We start from the raw sequence: 16,535 nt of genomic DNA, 5'->3' as shown, positions 1-16,535 counted from the left end.
TGCAGCGGGTCGACAATGGGCTCTGGAACTGGAGGCGATGGAACAGGGCTTACCTGATGAGACTGCCGTTCAGGCCGCGATTCCACATAACTGTTACCCAGCCCAAAAAGTCGACTCAACAGGTTGTACATAGGATTTTTCGCTTTCGGAAAGAATCCCCAACCCTATGAACCGACATCCACAATCGCTATCAGACCAACCCACTCTATCTCGTGTGACATTTCCCACAGCGACAAACAGCACCTAGCATTTCCCTTGACCCACAACAGCCGCAGCGCCACTCTGACGCCACTTTTATGCGCCCTTATTTGCTAGAGGAAATCCCCCATGAGCGTTCGCGTCGGCATTGTCATGGACCCTATCGCCAGCATTTCCTATAAAAAGGACAGCTCGCTGGCCATGCTGCTGGCCGCCCAGGCCCGCGGCTGGAGCCTGTTCTATATGGAGCAGCCGGATCTTTACCAGGGCGACGGTGAAGCGCGGGCGCGGATGCGCCCCCTGCAGGTGTTTGCCAACCCTGAGAAGTGGTTCGAACTGCAAGACGAAATCGACAGCCCCCTGAGCGACCTCGACGTGATCCTGATGCGCAAGGATCCGCCGTTCGACATGGAATTCGTCTACTCCACCTACCTGCTGGAGCAGGCCGAGCGCGCCGGCGTGCTGATCGTCAACAAGCCCCAGAGCCTGCGCGACTGCAATGAAAAGCTGTTCGCCACGCTGTTCCCGCAGTGCACACCGCCAACCGTGGTCAGCCGCCGCGCCGATGTGCTGCGTGAATTCGCCGCCAAGCACGGTGATGTGATCCTCAAGCCGCTGGACGGCATGGGCGGCACGTCGATCTTCCGCCACCGCGCCGGCGACCCGAACCTGTCGGTGATCCTCGAAACCCTGACCGCACTGGGCACCCAGCAGATCATGGGCCAGGCCTACATTCCGGCGATCAAGGACGGCGACAAGCGCATCCTGATGATTGATGGCGAGCCGGTGCCTTACTGCCTGGCGCGTATTCCGGCCGCCGGCGAGACCCGCGGCAACCTGGCGGCCGGTGGCCGGGGTGAAGCCCGCCCGCTGACAGACAAGGATCGCTGGATTGCAGCCCAGGTCGGCCCAACCCTGCGCGAAAAAGGCCTGCTGTTTGTAGGACTTGACGTTATCGGCGAGAACCTCACCGAAATCAACGTCACCAGCCCGACGTGTATTCGCGAGATCGACAATGCATTTGGCACGAACATCGGCGAAATGCTGATGGCGGCGATTGCCGCCAAGCTACAAGCCAAGTGACATAGAACAGCCGGACACAAACCAACATTGCGCTATCATGCCCCACCTGTGAAATGCGCGATGTTGGTTTTCTTGTCATGACGCTCCCGTCCGATCTGCCCCCCGAACTCTCCCACAGCGGCGTGCGCCCGGCTGATCGGCTCGGATTTACCCTGTTTCTGGCGGCGTTGATTCACCTGGCATTGATCCTCGGCCTGGGTTTCACCTTTGCCGAACCCAAGCAGATCACCAAGACCCTGGAAATCACCCTCGCCACCTTCAAAAGCGAAAAGAAGCCCGAGAAGGCTGACTTTCTCGCCCAGGACAACCAGCAAGGCAGCGGCACCCTCGACAAGAAGGCCGTGCCCAAGACCACCGAAGTGGCGCCGTTCCAGGACAACAAGGTCAATAAGGTCACACCACCGCCGGCGCCCAAGCCGGAAGTGAAACAGGCCGCCCCCAAGGCCGCCGTCACCACCGTTGCGCCCAAACCGCAAAAGGCCCCCACCCAACGGGAAAAGGCCAAGACCGAACCCACGCCTGCCCCGCCGGCCCCGACGTTTGACAGCTCGCAACTCTCCAGTGAAATCTCCAGCCTGGAAGCCGAACTGGCCCACGAACAACAGCTGTACGCCAAGCGCCCACGCATTTACCGCCTGAATGCCGCCTCCACCATGCGCGACAAAGGCGCCTGGTATAAGGACGAGTGGCGCAAGAAGGTCGAGCGCATCGGCAACCTGAACTACCCGGACGAAGCCCGCCGCCAGCAGATCTACGGCAATTTGCGCCTGCTGGTGTCGATCAACCGCGACGGCACCTTGTACGAAGTGCAGGTGCTGGAGTCCTCCGGCCAGCCGCTGCTGGACCAGGCGGCGCAACGCATCGTGCGCCTGGCGGCGCCATTTGCGCCGTTTACCGGGGACTTGAACGACATCGACCGCCTGGAAATCATTCGCACCTGGCGCTTTGCCAAGGGTGATCGGCTGTCCAGCAACTAACCGACCCTGCTCTCTGTAGGAGCGGGCTTGCTCGCGAAGGTCGCTAACGATAACGCGGGCTTTCTGGTTTAACCCGGCGCTCTCAGGTTTTTCGCGAGCAAGCTCGCTCCTACAGAGAATCAACACGCCAAACCAATTCCTGCACATCCTCAGCTTGTCAGTTCGCCCCTCCAACGCCACACTAGCGGACATGAAAAATGTCAGCCCGACCTACCTCAAGCACCAATTCCTGATCGCCATGCCCCATATGGCCGACCCGAACTTTGCGCAGACCTTGACCTACATCGTCGAGCACACCGCCAATGGTGCGATGGGGTTGGTGGTCAACCGCCCGCAAGACCTGAGCCTGGCCGATATCCTCGAGCAATTGCGCCCGGACATCGACCCACCCGCCAGCTGCCAGCACGTACCGATCTACATCGGCGGGCCGGTGCAGACGGACCGGGGTTTTGTGCTGCACCCCACCGGGCCGAAATTCCAGGCGACCGTGGACCTTGAAGGGCTGTCCCTGTCCACCTCCCAGGACGTGTTGTTCGCGATTGCCGATGGCGTGGGCCCTGATCAAAGTGTGATCACCCTGGGTTATGCCGGCTGGGAAGCCGGGCAACTGGAAGCCGAGCTGGCGAGCAATGCCTGGCTGACCTGCCCGTTTGACGCCGACATCCTGTTCAACACCCCCAGCGAACTGCGCCTGGAAGCCGCCGCCGCCAAGCTGCGGATCAACCTCAGCCTGCTGACCAGCCAGGCGGGGCACGCCTGATGGCCTTGCGTCTGATCCTCGGTTTTGACTACGGCACCAAACAGATCGGCGTCGCTGTCGGCCAGGTCATCACCGGCCAGGCCCGCGAGCTGTGCACCCTGAAAGCTCAGAACGGCGTGCCGGACTGGAACCAGGTCGAAGCCCTGATCAAGGAGTGGAAGCCCGACGCCGTAGTCGTCGGCCTGCCCTTGAACATGGACGGCACCCCGAGCGAGATGTGCCTGCGGGCCGAAAAGTTCGCCCGCCGCCTGAATGGCCGCTACAACCTGCCCTTCTATACCCACGACGAACGCCTGACCACCTTTGAAGCCAAAGGCGAGCGCCGCGACCGTGGCGGGCAGAAAGGCAGTTACCGCGACAACCCGGTGGATGCCATCGCCGCCGCCTTGCTGTTGCAGGGCTGGCTGGATGAAAACGCCGCTTTATTTGAATCCTGACTGACGCGGCTTGCCGCGTCTTCTTACGTTTGAGCCCGGACCTTGCCTGCGCGAGGCCTAGAAGGAGCACCCATGAGCCTGCCCAATCCCGCCGACCTGATCAGCCAGATGGCGATCCGCCTCAAGGCGCACCTGGAACACCGTGCCATCAGCGAGCCGCGCTTTATCGGCATTCGCACCGGTGGCGTGTGGGTGGCCCAGGCGCTGTTGGAAGAACTGGGCAGCAGCTCGCCCCTGGGCACCCTGGACGTGTCCTTCTACCGCGACGACTTCAGCCAGAACGGCCTGCACCCGCAAGTGCGCCCCTCGGCCCTGCCGTTCGAGATCGAAGGCCAGCACCTGGTGCTGATCGATGACGTACTGATGAGCGGTCGCACCATCCGCGCCGCCCTGAACGAACTGTTCGACTACGGCCGCCCGGCCAGCGTGACCCTGGTCTGCCTGCTGGACCTGGACGCCGGCGAATTGCCGATCAGCCCGGATGTGGTCGGCGCCACGCTGTCCCTCGAACCCCACCAGCGGGTAAAATTGTCCGGTCCCACGCCGCTCGAACTCGAACTGCAAGACCTTGCCCTTTAAACCGCCTTGTAAAGAGTCCCCGCGATGACGCCTCTAGATGCCAAGCGCCCGCTGCAGCTCAATGCTCAGGGCCAGCTGCAACACTTCCTGTCCCTCGACGGCTTGCCCCGCGAACTGCTCACCGAAATCCTCGACACGGCCGACTCGTTCCTCGAAGTCGGCGGCCGGGCGGTGAAAAAAGTCCCGTTGTTGCGTGGCAAGACCATCTGCAACGTGTTCTTCGAGAACTCGACCCGCACCCGCACCACCTTTGAGCTGGCGGCCCAGCGCCTGTCGGCTGACGTGATCACGCTGAACGTGTCCACTTCGTCGGCGAGCAAGGGCGAAACCCTGCTCGACACCCTGCGCAACCTGGAAGCCATGGCCGCCGACATGTTCGTGGTGCGCCACGGCGACTCCGGCGCCGCGCACTTCATCGCCGAACACGTGTGCCCGAACGTGGCAATCATCAACGGCGGCGACGGCCGCCACGCCCACCCGACCCAGGGCATGCTCGACATGCTGACGATCCGTCGGCACAAGGGCAGCTTTGAAAACCTCTCGGTGGCTATCGTCGGCGACATCCTGCACTCGCGGGTCGCACGCTCGAACATGCTGGCCCTCAAGGCCCTGGGTTGCCCGGACATCCGCGTGATCGCCCCCAAGACCCTGCTGCCGGTCGGCATCGAGCAATACGGCGTGAAGGTCTACACCGACATGACCGCAGGCCTGAAGGATGTGGACGTGGTGATCATGCTGCGCCTGCAGCGCGAGCGCATGGCCGGCGGCCTGTTGCCGAGCGAGGGCGAGTTCTACCGCCTGTTCGGCCTGACCACCGCCCGCCTGGCCGGCGCCAAGCCGGACGCCATCGTGATGCACCCGGGGCCGATCAACCGTGGCGTGGAGATTGAGTCGGCGGTGGCCGATGGCCCGCAGTCGGTGATCCTCAACCAGGTTACGTACGGCATCGCCATCCGCATGGCCGTGCTGTCCATGGCCATGAGCGGGCAAACCGCACAACGTCAATTCGAGCAGGAGAACGCCCAGTGAAGCTCAGCATTCTCGGCGCCCGAGTCATCGATCCGGCCAGCGGCCTGGATCAAGTCACCGATCTGCACCTGGAAGCCGGCAAGATCATTGCCATCGGCGCCGCACCCGCAGGCTTCAGCGCCAGTGAAACCATCGACGCCAAAGGCCTGATCGCTGCGCCCGGGCTGGTGGACCTGAACGTCGCCCTGCGCGAGCCGGGCTACAGCCGCAAAGGCAACATCACCAGCGAAACCCGCGCCGCCGCAGCCGGTGGCGTCACCAGCCTGTGCTGCCCGCCCCACACCAAACCGGTGCTGGACACCTCGGCCGTGACCGAGCTGATCCTGGACCGCGCCCGCGAAGCCGGCAACTGCAAAGTGTTCCCTATCGGCGCCCTGAGCAAAGGCCTGGACGGCGAACAGCTGGCCGAGCTGATCGCCTTGCGCGATGCCGGCTGCGTGGCCTTCGGCAACGGCCTGGAGAGCTTTCGCAGCACCCGTACCCTATGCCGTGCGCTGGAATACGCAGCGACCTTCGACCTGACGGTGATTTTCCACTCCCAGGACCGTGACCTGGCCGAAGGCGGCCTGGCCCACGAAGGCGCCACCGCGAGCTTCCTCGGCTTGCCGGGCATCCCGGAAACCGCCGAGACCGTGGCCCTGGCCCGGGACCTGCTGCTGGTGGAGCAAAGCGGCGTACGCGCACACTTCAGCCAGTTGACCAGCGCCCGTGGCGTGGCCCTGATCGCCCAGGCGCAAGCCCGCGGTTTGCCGGTGACGGCGGACGTGGCGCTGTATCAGCTGATTTTGACGGATGAGGCGCTGATCGACTTCTCCAGCCTGTATCACGTGCAGCCGCCATTGCGCACTCGCGCTGACCGTGACGGTTTGCGGGCGGCGGTGAAGTCCGGGGTGGTTTCGGCAATTTCCAGCCATCACCAGCCTCACGAGCGGGATGCCAAGCTGGCACCGTTCGGCGCGACAGAGCCGGGCATCAGCAGTGTCGAGCTGCTGCTGCCGCTGGCGATGACGCTGGTGGAAGATGGTTTGCTGGACCTGCCGACGCTGCTGGCGCGTCTCAGTGCGGGCCCTGCCGAGGCGCTGCGCCTGCCGGCGGGCAAGCTGGCGGTGGGTTCGGCGGCGGATATTGTGCTGTTTGACCCGGCCAGCTCCACGATTGCCGGGGAGCAGTGGCTGTCCAAGGGCGAGAACTGCCCGTTCATCGGCCATAGCCTGCCGGCGACGGTACGGTACACGCTGGTGGATGGGCGGATCAGCTACCAGGCTTGACCCCTCGCACCTCTAATGTGGGCACGGTCAAATGTAGGAGCTGGCTTGCCTGCGATAGCATCACCTCGGTACATCAGATACACCGAGGTGCCCGCATCGCAGGCAAGCCAGCTCCTACACTTGATTGGGTTCACGTGCTTAGCGGCCGCCAAGCCGCTCGGCATTGCGGATCGAAATCTGCGTATTCAACGTCCAGAAGTCGTACAGCACGCCGATCAGGAACAAACCCCCGGTCAGCAGGTAAATGATCCCGCTGATCCATTTGCCCTGATACATGCGGTGCAAACCGAACACCCCCAGGAACGCCAACAGGATCCAGGCCACGTTGTACTCAATGGGGCCAGCGGTAAATCGCAGGTCCGCTTCCCGGTCCATCGCCGGAATCAGGAACAAGTCGATCAGCCAGCCAATCCCGAGCAAACCGAAGGTGAAAAACCAGATCGTCCCGGTCACCGGCTTGCCGTAATAAAAGCGGTGAGCACCGGTAAAACCGAAAATCCAGAGCAGGTAACCGATCACCTTGCTGTGGGTGTCTTGTTGCGAAACATCCTGTCGATAGGTGTTCATGGAGTACCTCTTTTGCCTCGATAGATAAATATTTCTGGTTTCTTTGTGACTTTTTTACGGGCGCCCGACATGCGGCAAATGGTATCTTCCCATCCCTCAAAGCCTTATACCGCCTGACTTGTGTAGGACAATCGCGGCAATTCGTCACGGTTTTCCTGAATTTGACCCCAGGGTTCAGTCGACAAACGGCCTTAGAACGACACAAAAAGCTGTTATAAAGTTGCGCGCAAACCAAAAAGAGCCACGCCTAATGCGACCATTTTTCAAGACATGGCTAACCATTTGCCTATTAATGCCACTGGCCGCCCACGCCACCAATCGTGAGCAACGTCTTCCAGAAGTTAACGGTTTCACCCCTAAAGCTCACGCTGCCACCAGCTCCGCCAAATCGGTAAAGCTGACCGTGAAGCGCCCGACTCAACTGAGCAAGGCCCACGGTAAAACAGCTCCAGGGCTGATGGCCGTCAACACCAAGCAAAGCAGCAACGTCCTCAGCCGCGCCGTTAACGTGCTCGGTACTCCTTATCGTTGGGGCGGCAGCAGCCCAAGTAAAGGGTTCGACTGCAGCGGTTTGGTGAAATATGCGTTTAACGACGTAAAAGCCGTGGATTTGCCGCGCACCTCCAACGCCATGGCCGCTGGCCACGGGCTGAAGGTTGAGCGCAAGGATTTGAAGCCGGGTGACCTGTTGTTCTTCAAACTGAAGAGCCGCCAGGTGAACCACGTTGCCATCTACCTGGGCAACGACCGCTTCATCCACGCACCGCGTCGTGGCAAAGCGGTCAGCATCGATACGCTGAAGAAGCCGTTCTGGGACAAGAACTACGTGATTGCCAAGCGTGTCCTGCCTAAAGAACAGAATAATCTGCGGATTGTGCAGCGCTGATCTGAGGCTGATGTGGGAGCTGGCTTGTGTGGGAGCTGGCTTGCCTGCGATAGCATCACCGCGGTGTGACTGATACACCGGGGTGCCTGCATCGCGGGCAAGCCCGGCTCCCACATAAGCCAGTCCTGCATTAAATGTTCATCGTCCAAGCGATCTCAAATATCCCCAGGCACCCTCGCCTTCTCCCGGGCATGCTCCCGGCTGATCAGCCCTTGGCTGACCAACGCCTTCAAGCTCATATCCAGCGTCGTCATCCCCAGCGCCCCACCGGTCTGGATCGCCGAGTACATCTGCGCCACCTTGTCCTCGCGGATCAGGTTACGGATCGCGGGCGTGCCGAGCATGATTTCGTGAGCCGCCACCCGCCCGCCGCCGACTTTCTTCACCAGCACCTGGGACACCACCGCCTGCAATGACTCCGAGAGCATCGAGCGGACCATGGCCTTTTCCCCGGCCGGAAATACGTCCACCACCCGATCCACGGTTTTCGCCGCTGACGTGGTGTGCAACGTGCCAAACACCAGATGCCCGGTTTCCGCCGCTGTCAGCGCCAGGCGGATAGTCTCGAGGTCGCGCAATTCCCCCACCAGAATCACATCCGGGTCCTCCCGCAATGCCGAACGCAGGGCGGCCGAGAAACTGTGGGTGTCGCGATGCACCTGCCGCTGGTTGATCAGGGCATTTTTCGGTTGGTGGATGAACTCGATCGGATCCTCAAGGGTGAGGATGTGCTGGCGGCGATGGGTATTGAGGTAATCGATCATCGCTGCCAGGGTCGTGGACTTGCCTGAACCGGTGGGCCCGGTGACCAACACCAGCCCCCGGGGCAAGTCTGCGATGCGCCGGAACACCTCGCCCAACCCCAGGCCCTCCAGGCTTTGCACCGTTGACGGAATGGTCCGAAACACCGCGCCCATGCCCCGGTGCTGCTGAAACACATTCACCCGGAACCGCGCCACCTCGGGCAACTCGAAGGCAAAATCCGTTTCAAGAGATATTTCGAAATCCTTTTGCTGCTGATTGTTGAGTAAAGGGCTGAGCAACTCCGCCACTTGCGCAGGCTCGAGCACCGGCCGGTCGAAGGGCCAGACTTCGCCATCGACTCGCAACATCGGCGCCAACCCGGCCGACAGATGCAGGTCCGAGGCCCGCAGGCGCACGCCGGCGGCCAGCAGTTCAGTGATATCCATAGGGCTTTCCATTTCCAGTAGAATGCCGCGGACTCCATATCCACGGGCGCAACTTGAATGTCGACCATAGCAGACAACATCAGCCTGGTTTCCGAGCGGATCCGTGCAGCGGCCGAGGCCTCGCAGCGCGACGCTGGTAGCGTGCACCTGCTGGCCGTGAGCAAGACCAAACCGGCACACGCCGTGCGCGAAGCCCATGCCGCGGGGATGCGAGACTTTGGCGAGAACTATCTGCAGGAAGCCCTGGGCAAACAGGCCGAATTAACCGACCTGCCCTTGAGTTGGCACTTCATCGGCCCCATTCAATCGAACAAGACTCGTGCGATCGCCGAGAACTTCGCCTGGGTGCATTCCGTGGACCGCCTGAAAATCGCACAACGCCTGTCCGAGCAACGCCCGGCCGACCTGCCACCGCTGAATATCTGCATCCAGGTCAATGTCAGTGGCGAAGCCAGCAAGTCCGGCTGTACACCCGCCGACCTGCCCGCCCTGGCCGAAGCCATCAGCGCCCTGCCGCGCCTGAAGCTGCGCGGCCTGATGGCGATCCCCGAGCCCACCGACGACCGTGCAGAACAGGACGCGGCCTTCGCCACCGTGCGCGACCTGCAAGCGAGCCTGAACCTGGCGCTCGACACACTTTCCATGGGCATGAGCCATGACCTTGAGTCAGCCATCGCCCAAGGGGCCACCTGGGTGCGGATCGGTACCGCCCTGTTTGGTGCCCGCGACTACGGCCAGCCGTGAAATGGCTGACATCCATCTGAGTAAGGACCTGTCATGAGCAACACGCGTATTGCCTTTATCGGTGCCGGTAACATGGCGGCCAGCCTGATCGGCGGCCTGCGGGCCAAGGGCCTGGAAGCACAACAGATTCGCGCCAGCGACCCGGGCGCCGACACCCGCGCCCGCGTCAGCGCCGAGCACGGTATCGAAACCTTCGCCGACAACGCACAAGCGATTGAAGGCGTGGACGTGGTGGTGCTGGCGGTCAAGCCGCAAGCCATGAAAGCCGTGTGCGAAAGCCTGCGCCCAAGCCTCAAGCCCCATCAATTGGTGGTGTCCATCGCCGCCGGCATCACCTGCGCCAGCATGAACAACTGGTTGGGCGCCCAGCCGATCGTGCGTTGCATGCCCAACACCCCGGCGCTGCTGCGCAAGGGCGTGAGCGGTTTGTACGCCACCCGCGAAGTGACCGCTGCGCAGCGCGACCAGGCACAAGAGCTGCTGTCCGCCGTGGGCATCGCCCTGTGGCTGGAACAGGAGCAGCAACTGGACGCGGTCACCGCCGTGTCCGGCAGCGGCCCGGCGTATTTTTTCCTGCTGATCGAAGCCATGACCGCCGCCGGCGTGAAACTGGGCCTGCCCCACGAAATCGCCGAGCAACTGGCCGAGCAAACAGCCCTGGGCGCCGCGAACATGGCAGTCGGCAGCGATGTCGATGCCGCCGAGTTGCGTCGTCGCGTGACCTCGCCGGGCGGCACCACGCAGGCCGCCATCGAATCGTTCCAGGCCGGGGGCTTTGAAGCCCTGGTGGAAAAAGCACTGGGTGCCGCAGCACATCGTTCGGCCGAAATGGCCGAGCAGCTGGGCAAATAGTCGTCCCCAACATAGGAATCAAACATGCTCGGAATCAATGACGCTGCCATTTTCATCATCCAGACCCTGGGCAGCCTGTATCTGCTGATCGTGCTGATGCGTTTTATCCTGCAACTGGTGCGGGCGAACTTCTACAACCCGCTGTGCCAATTCGTGGTGAAGGCTACGCAACCGCTGCTCAAGCCACTGCGCCGGGTGATCCCGAGCCTGTTTGGCCTGGACATGTCGTCGCTGGTGTTGGCGCTGCTGCTGCAGATCCTGCTGTTCGCGGTGATCCTGCTGCTCAACGGCTACCAGGCCACCACGCTGCTGTTGCTGCCGTGGGCCTTGATCGGGATCTTCTCGCTGTTTTTGAAGATCATTTTCTGGTCGATGATCATCAGCGTAATCCTCTCGTGGGTCGCTCCAGGCAGCCGCAGCCCGGGTGCCGAGTTGGTGGCGCAGATCACTGAGCCGGTGCTGGCACCGTTCCGTCGCCTGATTCCGAACCTGGGCGGCCTGGATATCTCGCCGATCTTCGCGTTTATCGCGATTCAGCTGCTGCAAAGCTGGGTGATTCCACGTCTGGCGTTCTATGCATTCATGCCCAAAGAACTGTTCGGACTGATCTGATAGTTGGAAGGCAAGGGAGCTTGCTCCCTTGCCCAAAAAAACTCTAAAAACACCAGCCGCCGGCCTTTGCTTGCCGCTGGGTGCAGCGGTCTTTAGACTTACGCCTCATTTAAACGAGAGCAGGGTCGATGCCAGCTGCCTTCCCCCCCGATTCTGTTGGACTGGTCGTGCCCCAAGTGGCGCACTTCAGCGAACCGCTGGCCCTGGCCTGCGGTCGTTCGCTGCCCGCCTACGACCTGATCTATGAAACCTACGGCCAACTGAACGCCACCGGCAGCAATGCCGTGCTGATCTGCCACGCCCTGTCCGGCCATCACCACGCTGCGGGCTTCCACAGCCTGGACGAGCGCAAGCCCGGCTGGTGGGACAGCTGCATCGGCCCCGGCAAGCCCATCGACACCAACACGTTCTTCGTGGTCAGCCTGAACAACCTCGGCGGCTGCAACGGCTCCACCGGCCCCAGCAGCCTCAACCCGGAAACCGGCAAGCCGTTTGGTGCTGACTTCCCGGTATTGACCGTGGAAGACTGGGTGCACAGCCAGGCGCGCCTGGCCGACGTACTAGGCATCGCCCAATGGGCCGCCGTGATCGGCGGCAGCCTGGGCGGCATGCAGGCCCTGCAATGGACCATCACCTACCCGGACCGCGTGCGCCATTGCCTGGCCATCGCCTCGGCCCCCAAGTTGTCGGCGCAGAACATCGCCTTCAACGAAGTGGCGCGCCAGGCGATCCTCACCGACCCCGAGTTCCACGGCGGTTCGTTCCAGGAAGCGGGCGTGATCCCCAAGCGCGGGCTGATGCTGGCGCGGATGGTCGGGCACATCACCTACCTGTCGGATGACTCCATGGGCGAGAAATTCGGCCGTGGCCTCAAGAGCGAAAAGCTCAACTACGACTTCCACAGCGTCGAGTTCCAGGTCGAGAGCTACCTGCGTTATCAGGGCGAGGAGTTTTCCGGGCGTTTCGACGCCAACACCTACCTGCTGATGACCAAGGCCCTGGACTACTTCGACCCGGCGGCGAACTTCGACGATGACCTGGCGAAGACCTTCGAAAACGCCACATCGAAGTTCTGCGTGATGTCGTTCACCACCGACTGGCGCTTCTCGCCGGCCCGCTCGCGGGAACTGGTGGATGCACTGATGGCCGCCAAGAAAGATGTCTGCTACCTGGAGATCGATGCACCGCAGGGCCATGACGCCTTCCTGATCCCGATCCCGCGTTACCTGCAGGCCTTCAGCAACTACATGAACCGAATCGCACTGTGAGAACGCCATGAGAGCCGACCTGGAAATCATCCAAGACTGGATCCCCGCCGGCAGCCGCGTGCTCGACCTGGGTTGCGGCGATGGCGAACTGCTGAGCTGGCTGCGCGACAACAAGCAAGTCACCGGCTATGGCCTGGAAAACGACCCGGACAACATCGCCCAGTGCGTGGCCAAGGGCATCAACGTGATCGAGCAGGACCTGGACAAGGGCCTGGGCAACTTTGCCAGCAACAGCTTCGACATCGTGGTCATGACCCAGGCGCTGCAAGCCGTGCATTACCCGGACCGGATCCTCGACGAAATGTTGCGCGTCGGCCGCCAGTGCATCATCACCTTCCCCAATTTCGGTCACTGGCGCTGCCGCTGGTACCTGGCCACCAAGGGCCGCATGCCGGTGTCGGACTTCCTGCCGTACACCTGGTACAACACGCCCAACATCCACTTCTGCACCTTCGAAGACTTCGAAGCGCTGTGTGGCGAGCGTGACGCCAAGGTCATCAACCGCCTTGCCGTCGATCAACAGCACCGTCACGGCTGGGCGAGTAAGCTATGGCCTAACCTGTTGGGTGAGATCGGGATCTACCGGGTCAGCAGCCCGGGCCTGACGGACCACCAGATTGCCGTCTAACCATATTCAAGGAGGACGATCATGAGTCGCCTGGCTGTTTTTCTACTCACTGCCTGCCTGGGCGTCAGCGCCATGGCCGCGGACGTTATCGACCCCAATCGCCAGAAAGATTTCGGCGACATCACCGTGCACTACAACACCTTCACCTCCAGCTTCCTGCAGCCGGATGTGGCCCAGGCCGTTGAGCTGGTGCGCAGCAAGAACAAGGGCGTGATCAATGTGTCGGTGATCAAGGGCGTCACGCCGGTGGTTGCCCAGGTAACAGGCACGGTCAAGGACCTGAGCGGCAAGAGTGAGATGCTGACCTTCAAGCAGATCACCGAGAAGGGTGCGATTTACTACCTCGCCCAGTACTCCGTGCCGCAGCAGGAAGTACGAATTTTCACGATCAACGTTGAAACCGGCGGCAAAGCCCACGGTTTCAGTTTCAACCAGGAACTGTTTCCGGCCGAATGATGAACCTCACACAACTCGTACTGGCCAGTCATAACGCTGGCAAACTCAAAGAACTCCAGGCCATGCTCGGCCAGTCGGTGCAACTGCGTTCGATTGGCGAGTTCAGCCAGGTAGAGCCGGAAGAGACCGGCCTGTCATTTGTCGAGAACGCCATCCTCAAGGCCCGCAATGCCGCGCGCATTTCCGGCCTGCCGGCGCTGGCCGACGATTCCGGGCTCGCGGTGGACTTCCTCGGCGGTGCGCCGGGCATCTATTCCGCACGCTATGCCGATGGCAAAGGCGACGCAGCCAACAACGCCAAGCTGCTGGACGCTCTCAAGGACGTGCCGGACGCGATGCGTGGCGCGCAGTTCGTCTGCGTGCTGGCCCTGGTGCGTCACGCCGATGACCCGCTGCCGATCCTGTGCGAAGGCCTGTGGCACGGGCGCATCCTGCACGCGGCCAGCGGTGAACACGGTTTTGGTTATGACCCGCTGTTCTGGGTGCCGGAGCGCAATGTCTCCAGCGCCGAACTGAGCCCGGCCGACAAGAACCAGATCAGCCACCGCGCCCGCGCAATGGATTTGCTGCGCCAGCGTCTGGGCCTGAAATGACCCAGAACACCTCCGCGCAGCCACTGATTCACGGTGGCGCGCAAACACCTCGGGCGGCCCTGCCTCACCTGCCGCCCCTGGCGCTGTACATCCACATCCCGTGGTGCGTGCGCAAATGCCCTTATTGCGACTTCAACTCCCACACCGCCAGCAAGGTGCTGCCGGAAGAAGAGTACGTCGACGCATTGCTGGCCGACCTCGATCAGGACCTGCACGCGGTGTATGGCCGTGAGCTGAGTTCGATCTTCTTCGGCGGCGGCACGCCGAGCCTGTTCAGCGCTGCTGCACTGGGCCGACTGCTCAAGGGCGTGGAAGCGCGCATCCCGTTTGCCGGCGACATCGAAATCACCCTGGAAGCCAACCCCGGCACCTTCGAACAAGAGAAGTTCGTGGCGTACCGCAAGCTGGGGATCAATCGGCTGTCGATTGGTATCCAGAGTTTCCAGCAGGAAAAGCTTGAGGCACTGGGCCGCATCCACAACGGTGACGAAGCCGTGCGTGCCGCCGGCATGGCGCGCCAGGCCGGGTTCGACAACTTCAACCTGGACCTGATGCACGGTTTGCCCGATCAGTCCCTGGACGACGCCCTGGGCGACCTGCGCCAGGCCATCGCCCTCAAGCCCACGCATTTATCCTGGTACCAACTGACACTGGAGCCCAACACCGTGTTCTGGAACCAGCCGCCCGTGCTGCCGGAAGACGACACCCTGTGGGACATCCAGGAAGCCGGCCAGGCATTACTCGCCGAGCACGGTTACGCCCAGTACGAAGTCTCGGCCTACGCTCAACCGGGCCGGCCGGCGCGGCATAACCTGAATTACTGGAGCTTTGGCGACTTTATCGGCATCGGTGCCGGCGCCCACGGCAAGCTCAGCCACCCGGACGGGCGCATCGTGCGTACCTGGAAAACCCGGGCGCCGAAGGACTACCTCAACCCGGCGAAAAACTACCAGGCCGGCGCGAAAGAACTGACCAACGAAGAGTTACCGTTCGAGTTCCTGATGAACGCCCTGCGCCTGACCGATGGTGTCGAAGCGAAGCTGTACGCCGAGCGTACCGGCCTGGACCTGGCGAGCCTCGATGAAGCCCGTAAGGATGCCGAACAAAGTGGCTTAATGCAGGTCGAACCGTCACGCCTGGCGGCCACCGACCGCGGGCAACTCTTTCTCAATGACCTGCTGCAGAAGTTTTTGAGCTGATTGCTCTTAAGGAAATCGAATGGATTTGGTACTCGATCTACTCGCCACCGTGTCCCGCTGGAGCCGTAGCAACCTGTCGGAAATATCCCTGGCGCTCGTCGGCTGCCTGCTGGTGCTGTTTGGCGCCGACATCAAGAGCTGGGTCGAAGCGCGGTTGGGCAGCATTGCGGGTGCGCTGCGCGTACCGCTGATGGCGCTGGTGTGCATGATCGGCAGCGGGGCAGCGCTGATCTATGCCACGCCGTGGATTGTGCGGGGGTTGAGCCAGTTCAATAACTACAGCCTGGCGCCGGTGTTGTTGGTGGTGCTGGTGTTGATTGGGGTTGTGGCGGATCGCCGCTGACGTTAAGCACAGCACAAAACAAATGTGGGAGCTGGCTTGCCTGCGATGCAGACACCTCGGTGTATCAGTGATACCGAGGTGATGCTATCGCAGGCAAGCCAGCTCCCACAGTTGATTGTGTTATTGGCTTCCAGCTAATCAGTCCACTTTCTCGAACTTCAAATCCCAAACCCCATGCCCGAGTCGCTCGCCGCGACGTTCGAACTTGGTGATCGGCCGCTCGGCCGGGCGCGGGACGCATTTGCCGTCTTCAGCCAGGTTGCGGTAGCCCGGGGCTACATCCATCACTTCCAGCATGTATTCGGCATACGGTTCCCAGTCGGTGGCCATGTGCAGGATGCCGCCCACTTTCAGCTTGCTGCGTACCAGTTCCGCGAAGGAAGCCTGGACGATGCGGCGCTTGTGGTGACGGCTCTTGTGCCATGGGTCCGGGAAGAACAGCATCAGGCGGTCGAGGCTGTTGTCGGCGATGCAGCGGTTGAGCACTTCGATCGCGTCGCAGTCATAGACCCGCAGATTGGTCAGGCCTTGAGTCAGCACGCCGTTAAGCAGCGCGCCGACACCCGGGCGGTGTACTTCAACCCCGATAAAGTCCTGTTCCGGCGAAGCTGCGGCCATTTCCAGCAGGGAATGGCCCATGCCGAAGCCGATCTCCAGGGAGCGTGGCGCCGAACGGCCGAACACCTGGTCGTAATCCACCGGCTCATCCACCAGCGGCAGGACGAACAGCGGCGTGCCCTGCTCCAGGCCCTTTTGCTGGCCTTCGGTCATGCGACCGGCGCGCATCACAAAACTCTTGATGCGGCGGTGCTTGGACTCGTCGCCTTCTTCCAGGGTGTTCGGCGTTTCGTTTGATTCAGTCATCA

20 protein-coding genes are annotated in these 16,535 nt (G+C 61.9%); 17 read left to right on the top strand and 3 right to left on the bottom strand.

The annotated features are described in order from the left end of the window. Positions 1 to 327 precede the first annotated feature (327 nt). From gshB to HX875_RS16050, 7 genes are all read left to right on the top strand, one after another. A complete protein-coding gene (gene gshB, locus HX875_RS16080; RefSeq protein ID WP_003213738.1) occupies positions 328 to 1,281 on the top strand; it encodes a glutathione synthase in 954 nt (317 codons plus the stop codon). A 77-nt stretch (positions 1,282 to 1,358) separates the two neighbouring features. After that, positions 1,359 to 2,258 carry an energy transducer TonB gene (locus tag HX875_RS16075; protein WP_003213740.1) on the top strand — a complete coding sequence of 300 codons (900 nt, stop codon included), beginning with the start codon at positions 1,359 to 1,361 and terminating at the stop codon, positions 2,256 to 2,258. 190 nt (positions 2,259 to 2,448) lie between these two features. After that, positions 2,449 to 3,018 carry a YqgE/AlgH family protein gene (locus HX875_RS16070; protein ID WP_177043877.1) on the top strand — a complete coding sequence of 190 codons (570 nt, stop codon included), beginning with the start codon at positions 2,449 to 2,451 and terminating at the stop codon, positions 3,016 to 3,018. Beyond that, positions 3,018 to 3,455 carry a Holliday junction resolvase RuvX gene (ruvX, locus tag HX875_RS16065; RefSeq protein WP_008434150.1) on the top strand — a complete coding sequence of 146 codons (438 nt, stop codon included), beginning with the start codon at positions 3,018 to 3,020 and terminating at the stop codon, positions 3,453 to 3,455. Before HX875_RS16070 ends, ruvX begins: the two co-directional genes overlap by 1 nt. Before the next feature lie 72 nt (positions 3,456 to 3,527). Then, positions 3,528 to 4,034: a bifunctional pyr operon transcriptional regulator/uracil phosphoribosyltransferase PyrR gene (pyrR, locus tag HX875_RS16060; RefSeq protein WP_177043876.1), complete on the top strand. Its 507-nt coding sequence runs from the start codon at positions 3,528 to 3,530 to the stop codon at positions 4,032 to 4,034. Positions 4,035 to 4,058: 24 nt separating this feature from the next. Then, on the top strand, positions 4,059 to 5,063 hold the full coding sequence (locus HX875_RS16055; protein ID WP_177043875.1) for an aspartate carbamoyltransferase catalytic subunit: 1,005 nt from the start codon (positions 4,059 to 4,061) through the stop codon (positions 5,061 to 5,063). Continuing rightward, a complete protein-coding gene (locus HX875_RS16050; RefSeq protein WP_177043874.1) occupies positions 5,060 to 6,331 on the top strand; it encodes a dihydroorotase in 1,272 nt (423 codons plus the stop codon). Before HX875_RS16055 ends, HX875_RS16050 begins: the two co-directional genes overlap by 4 nt. Before the next feature lie 138 nt (positions 6,332 to 6,469). On the opposite strand, the gene HX875_RS16045 is transcribed toward HX875_RS16050, so the two are convergent. Next, on the bottom strand, positions 6,470 to 6,898 hold the full coding sequence (locus HX875_RS16045) for an NINE protein (RefSeq protein ID WP_177043873.1): 429 nt from the start codon (positions 6,896 to 6,898) through the stop codon (positions 6,470 to 6,472). Between the two features lie 250 nt (positions 6,899 to 7,148). Here HX875_RS16045 and HX875_RS16040 point away from each other — a divergent pair, with 250 nt between their 5' ends. After that, positions 7,149 to 7,784 carry a C40 family peptidase gene (locus HX875_RS16040; protein WP_177043889.1) on the top strand — a complete coding sequence of 212 codons (636 nt, stop codon included), beginning with the start codon at positions 7,149 to 7,151 and terminating at the stop codon, positions 7,782 to 7,784. Between the two features lie 155 nt (positions 7,785 to 7,939). Here HX875_RS16040 and HX875_RS16035 read toward each other — a convergent pair whose 3' ends face one another. Then, on the bottom strand, positions 7,940 to 8,974 hold the full coding sequence (locus tag HX875_RS16035; protein ID WP_177043872.1) for a type IV pilus twitching motility protein PilT: 1,035 nt from the start codon (positions 8,972 to 8,974) through the stop codon (positions 7,940 to 7,942). A 57-nt stretch (positions 8,975 to 9,031) separates the two neighbouring features. On the opposite strand from HX875_RS16035, the gene HX875_RS16030 reads away from it, so the two are divergent. The 9 genes from HX875_RS16030 (at position 9,032) to HX875_RS15990 (ending at position 15,669) form a co-directional block, all read left to right on the top strand. Continuing rightward, a complete protein-coding gene (locus HX875_RS16030; RefSeq protein WP_177043871.1) occupies positions 9,032 to 9,718 on the top strand; it encodes a YggS family pyridoxal phosphate-dependent enzyme in 687 nt (228 codons plus the stop codon). 33 nt (positions 9,719 to 9,751) lie between these two features. Beyond that, positions 9,752 to 10,570, top strand: a complete 819-nt coding sequence (gene proC / locus HX875_RS16025) for a pyrroline-5-carboxylate reductase (RefSeq protein WP_010167692.1) — start codon at positions 9,752 to 9,754, stop codon at positions 10,568 to 10,570. Between the two features lie 24 nt (positions 10,571 to 10,594). Continuing rightward, positions 10,595 to 11,182 (top strand): YggT family protein, encoded by a 588-nt coding sequence (locus HX875_RS16020; protein WP_177043870.1) that lies wholly within the window; start codon positions 10,595 to 10,597, stop codon positions 11,180 to 11,182. 128 nt (positions 11,183 to 11,310) lie between these two features. Then, the gene (gene metX / locus HX875_RS16015; protein ID WP_177043869.1) at positions 11,311 to 12,450 is read left to right on the top strand and encodes a homoserine O-succinyltransferase MetX; all 1,140 of its coding nucleotides are present in this window, start codon (positions 11,311 to 11,313) and stop codon (positions 12,448 to 12,450) included. A 7-nt stretch (positions 12,451 to 12,457) separates the two neighbouring features. After that, positions 12,458 to 13,078: a methionine biosynthesis protein MetW gene (gene metW / locus HX875_RS16010; protein ID WP_010167698.1), complete on the top strand. Its 621-nt coding sequence runs from the start codon at positions 12,458 to 12,460 to the stop codon at positions 13,076 to 13,078. A 21-nt stretch (positions 13,079 to 13,099) separates the two neighbouring features. Then, the gene (locus HX875_RS16005; RefSeq protein ID WP_010167700.1) at positions 13,100 to 13,534 is read left to right on the top strand and encodes a DUF4426 domain-containing protein; all 435 of its coding nucleotides are present in this window, start codon (positions 13,100 to 13,102) and stop codon (positions 13,532 to 13,534) included. Then, the gene (gene rdgB, locus HX875_RS16000) at positions 13,531 to 14,127 is read left to right on the top strand and encodes an RdgB/HAM1 family non-canonical purine NTP pyrophosphatase (RefSeq protein WP_177043868.1); all 597 of its coding nucleotides are present in this window, start codon (positions 13,531 to 13,533) and stop codon (positions 14,125 to 14,127) included. The genes HX875_RS16005 and rdgB overlap by 4 nt, the downstream gene beginning before the upstream one ends. Then, positions 14,124 to 15,326, top strand: a complete 1,203-nt coding sequence (gene hemW, locus HX875_RS15995; protein WP_256348107.1) for a radical SAM family heme chaperone HemW — start codon at positions 14,124 to 14,126, stop codon at positions 15,324 to 15,326. Before rdgB ends, hemW begins: the two co-directional genes overlap by 4 nt. Before the next feature lie 19 nt (positions 15,327 to 15,345). Then, a complete protein-coding gene (locus HX875_RS15990; protein WP_177043867.1) occupies positions 15,346 to 15,669 on the top strand; it encodes a DUF3392 domain-containing protein in 324 nt (107 codons plus the stop codon). Between the two features lie 138 nt (positions 15,670 to 15,807). Here the strand turns inward: HX875_RS15990 and trmB are convergent, their stop codons facing one another. Beyond that, positions 15,808 to 16,533, bottom strand: a complete 726-nt coding sequence (trmB, locus tag HX875_RS15985; protein WP_177043866.1) for a tRNA (guanosine(46)-N7)-methyltransferase TrmB — start codon at positions 16,531 to 16,533, stop codon at positions 15,808 to 15,810. Between the last annotated feature and the right edge of the window lie 2 nt (positions 16,534 to 16,535).

It is taken from the genome of Pseudomonas yamanorum, assembly GCF_013386765.1.
Taxonomy (GTDB): Bacteria; Pseudomonadota; Gammaproteobacteria; order Pseudomonadales; family Pseudomonadaceae; genus Aquipseudomonas; species Aquipseudomonas yamanorum_A.
The sequence above is the reverse complement of the archived record's forward strand: the minus strand, read 5'-3'. Positions and strand labels throughout refer to the sequence as shown.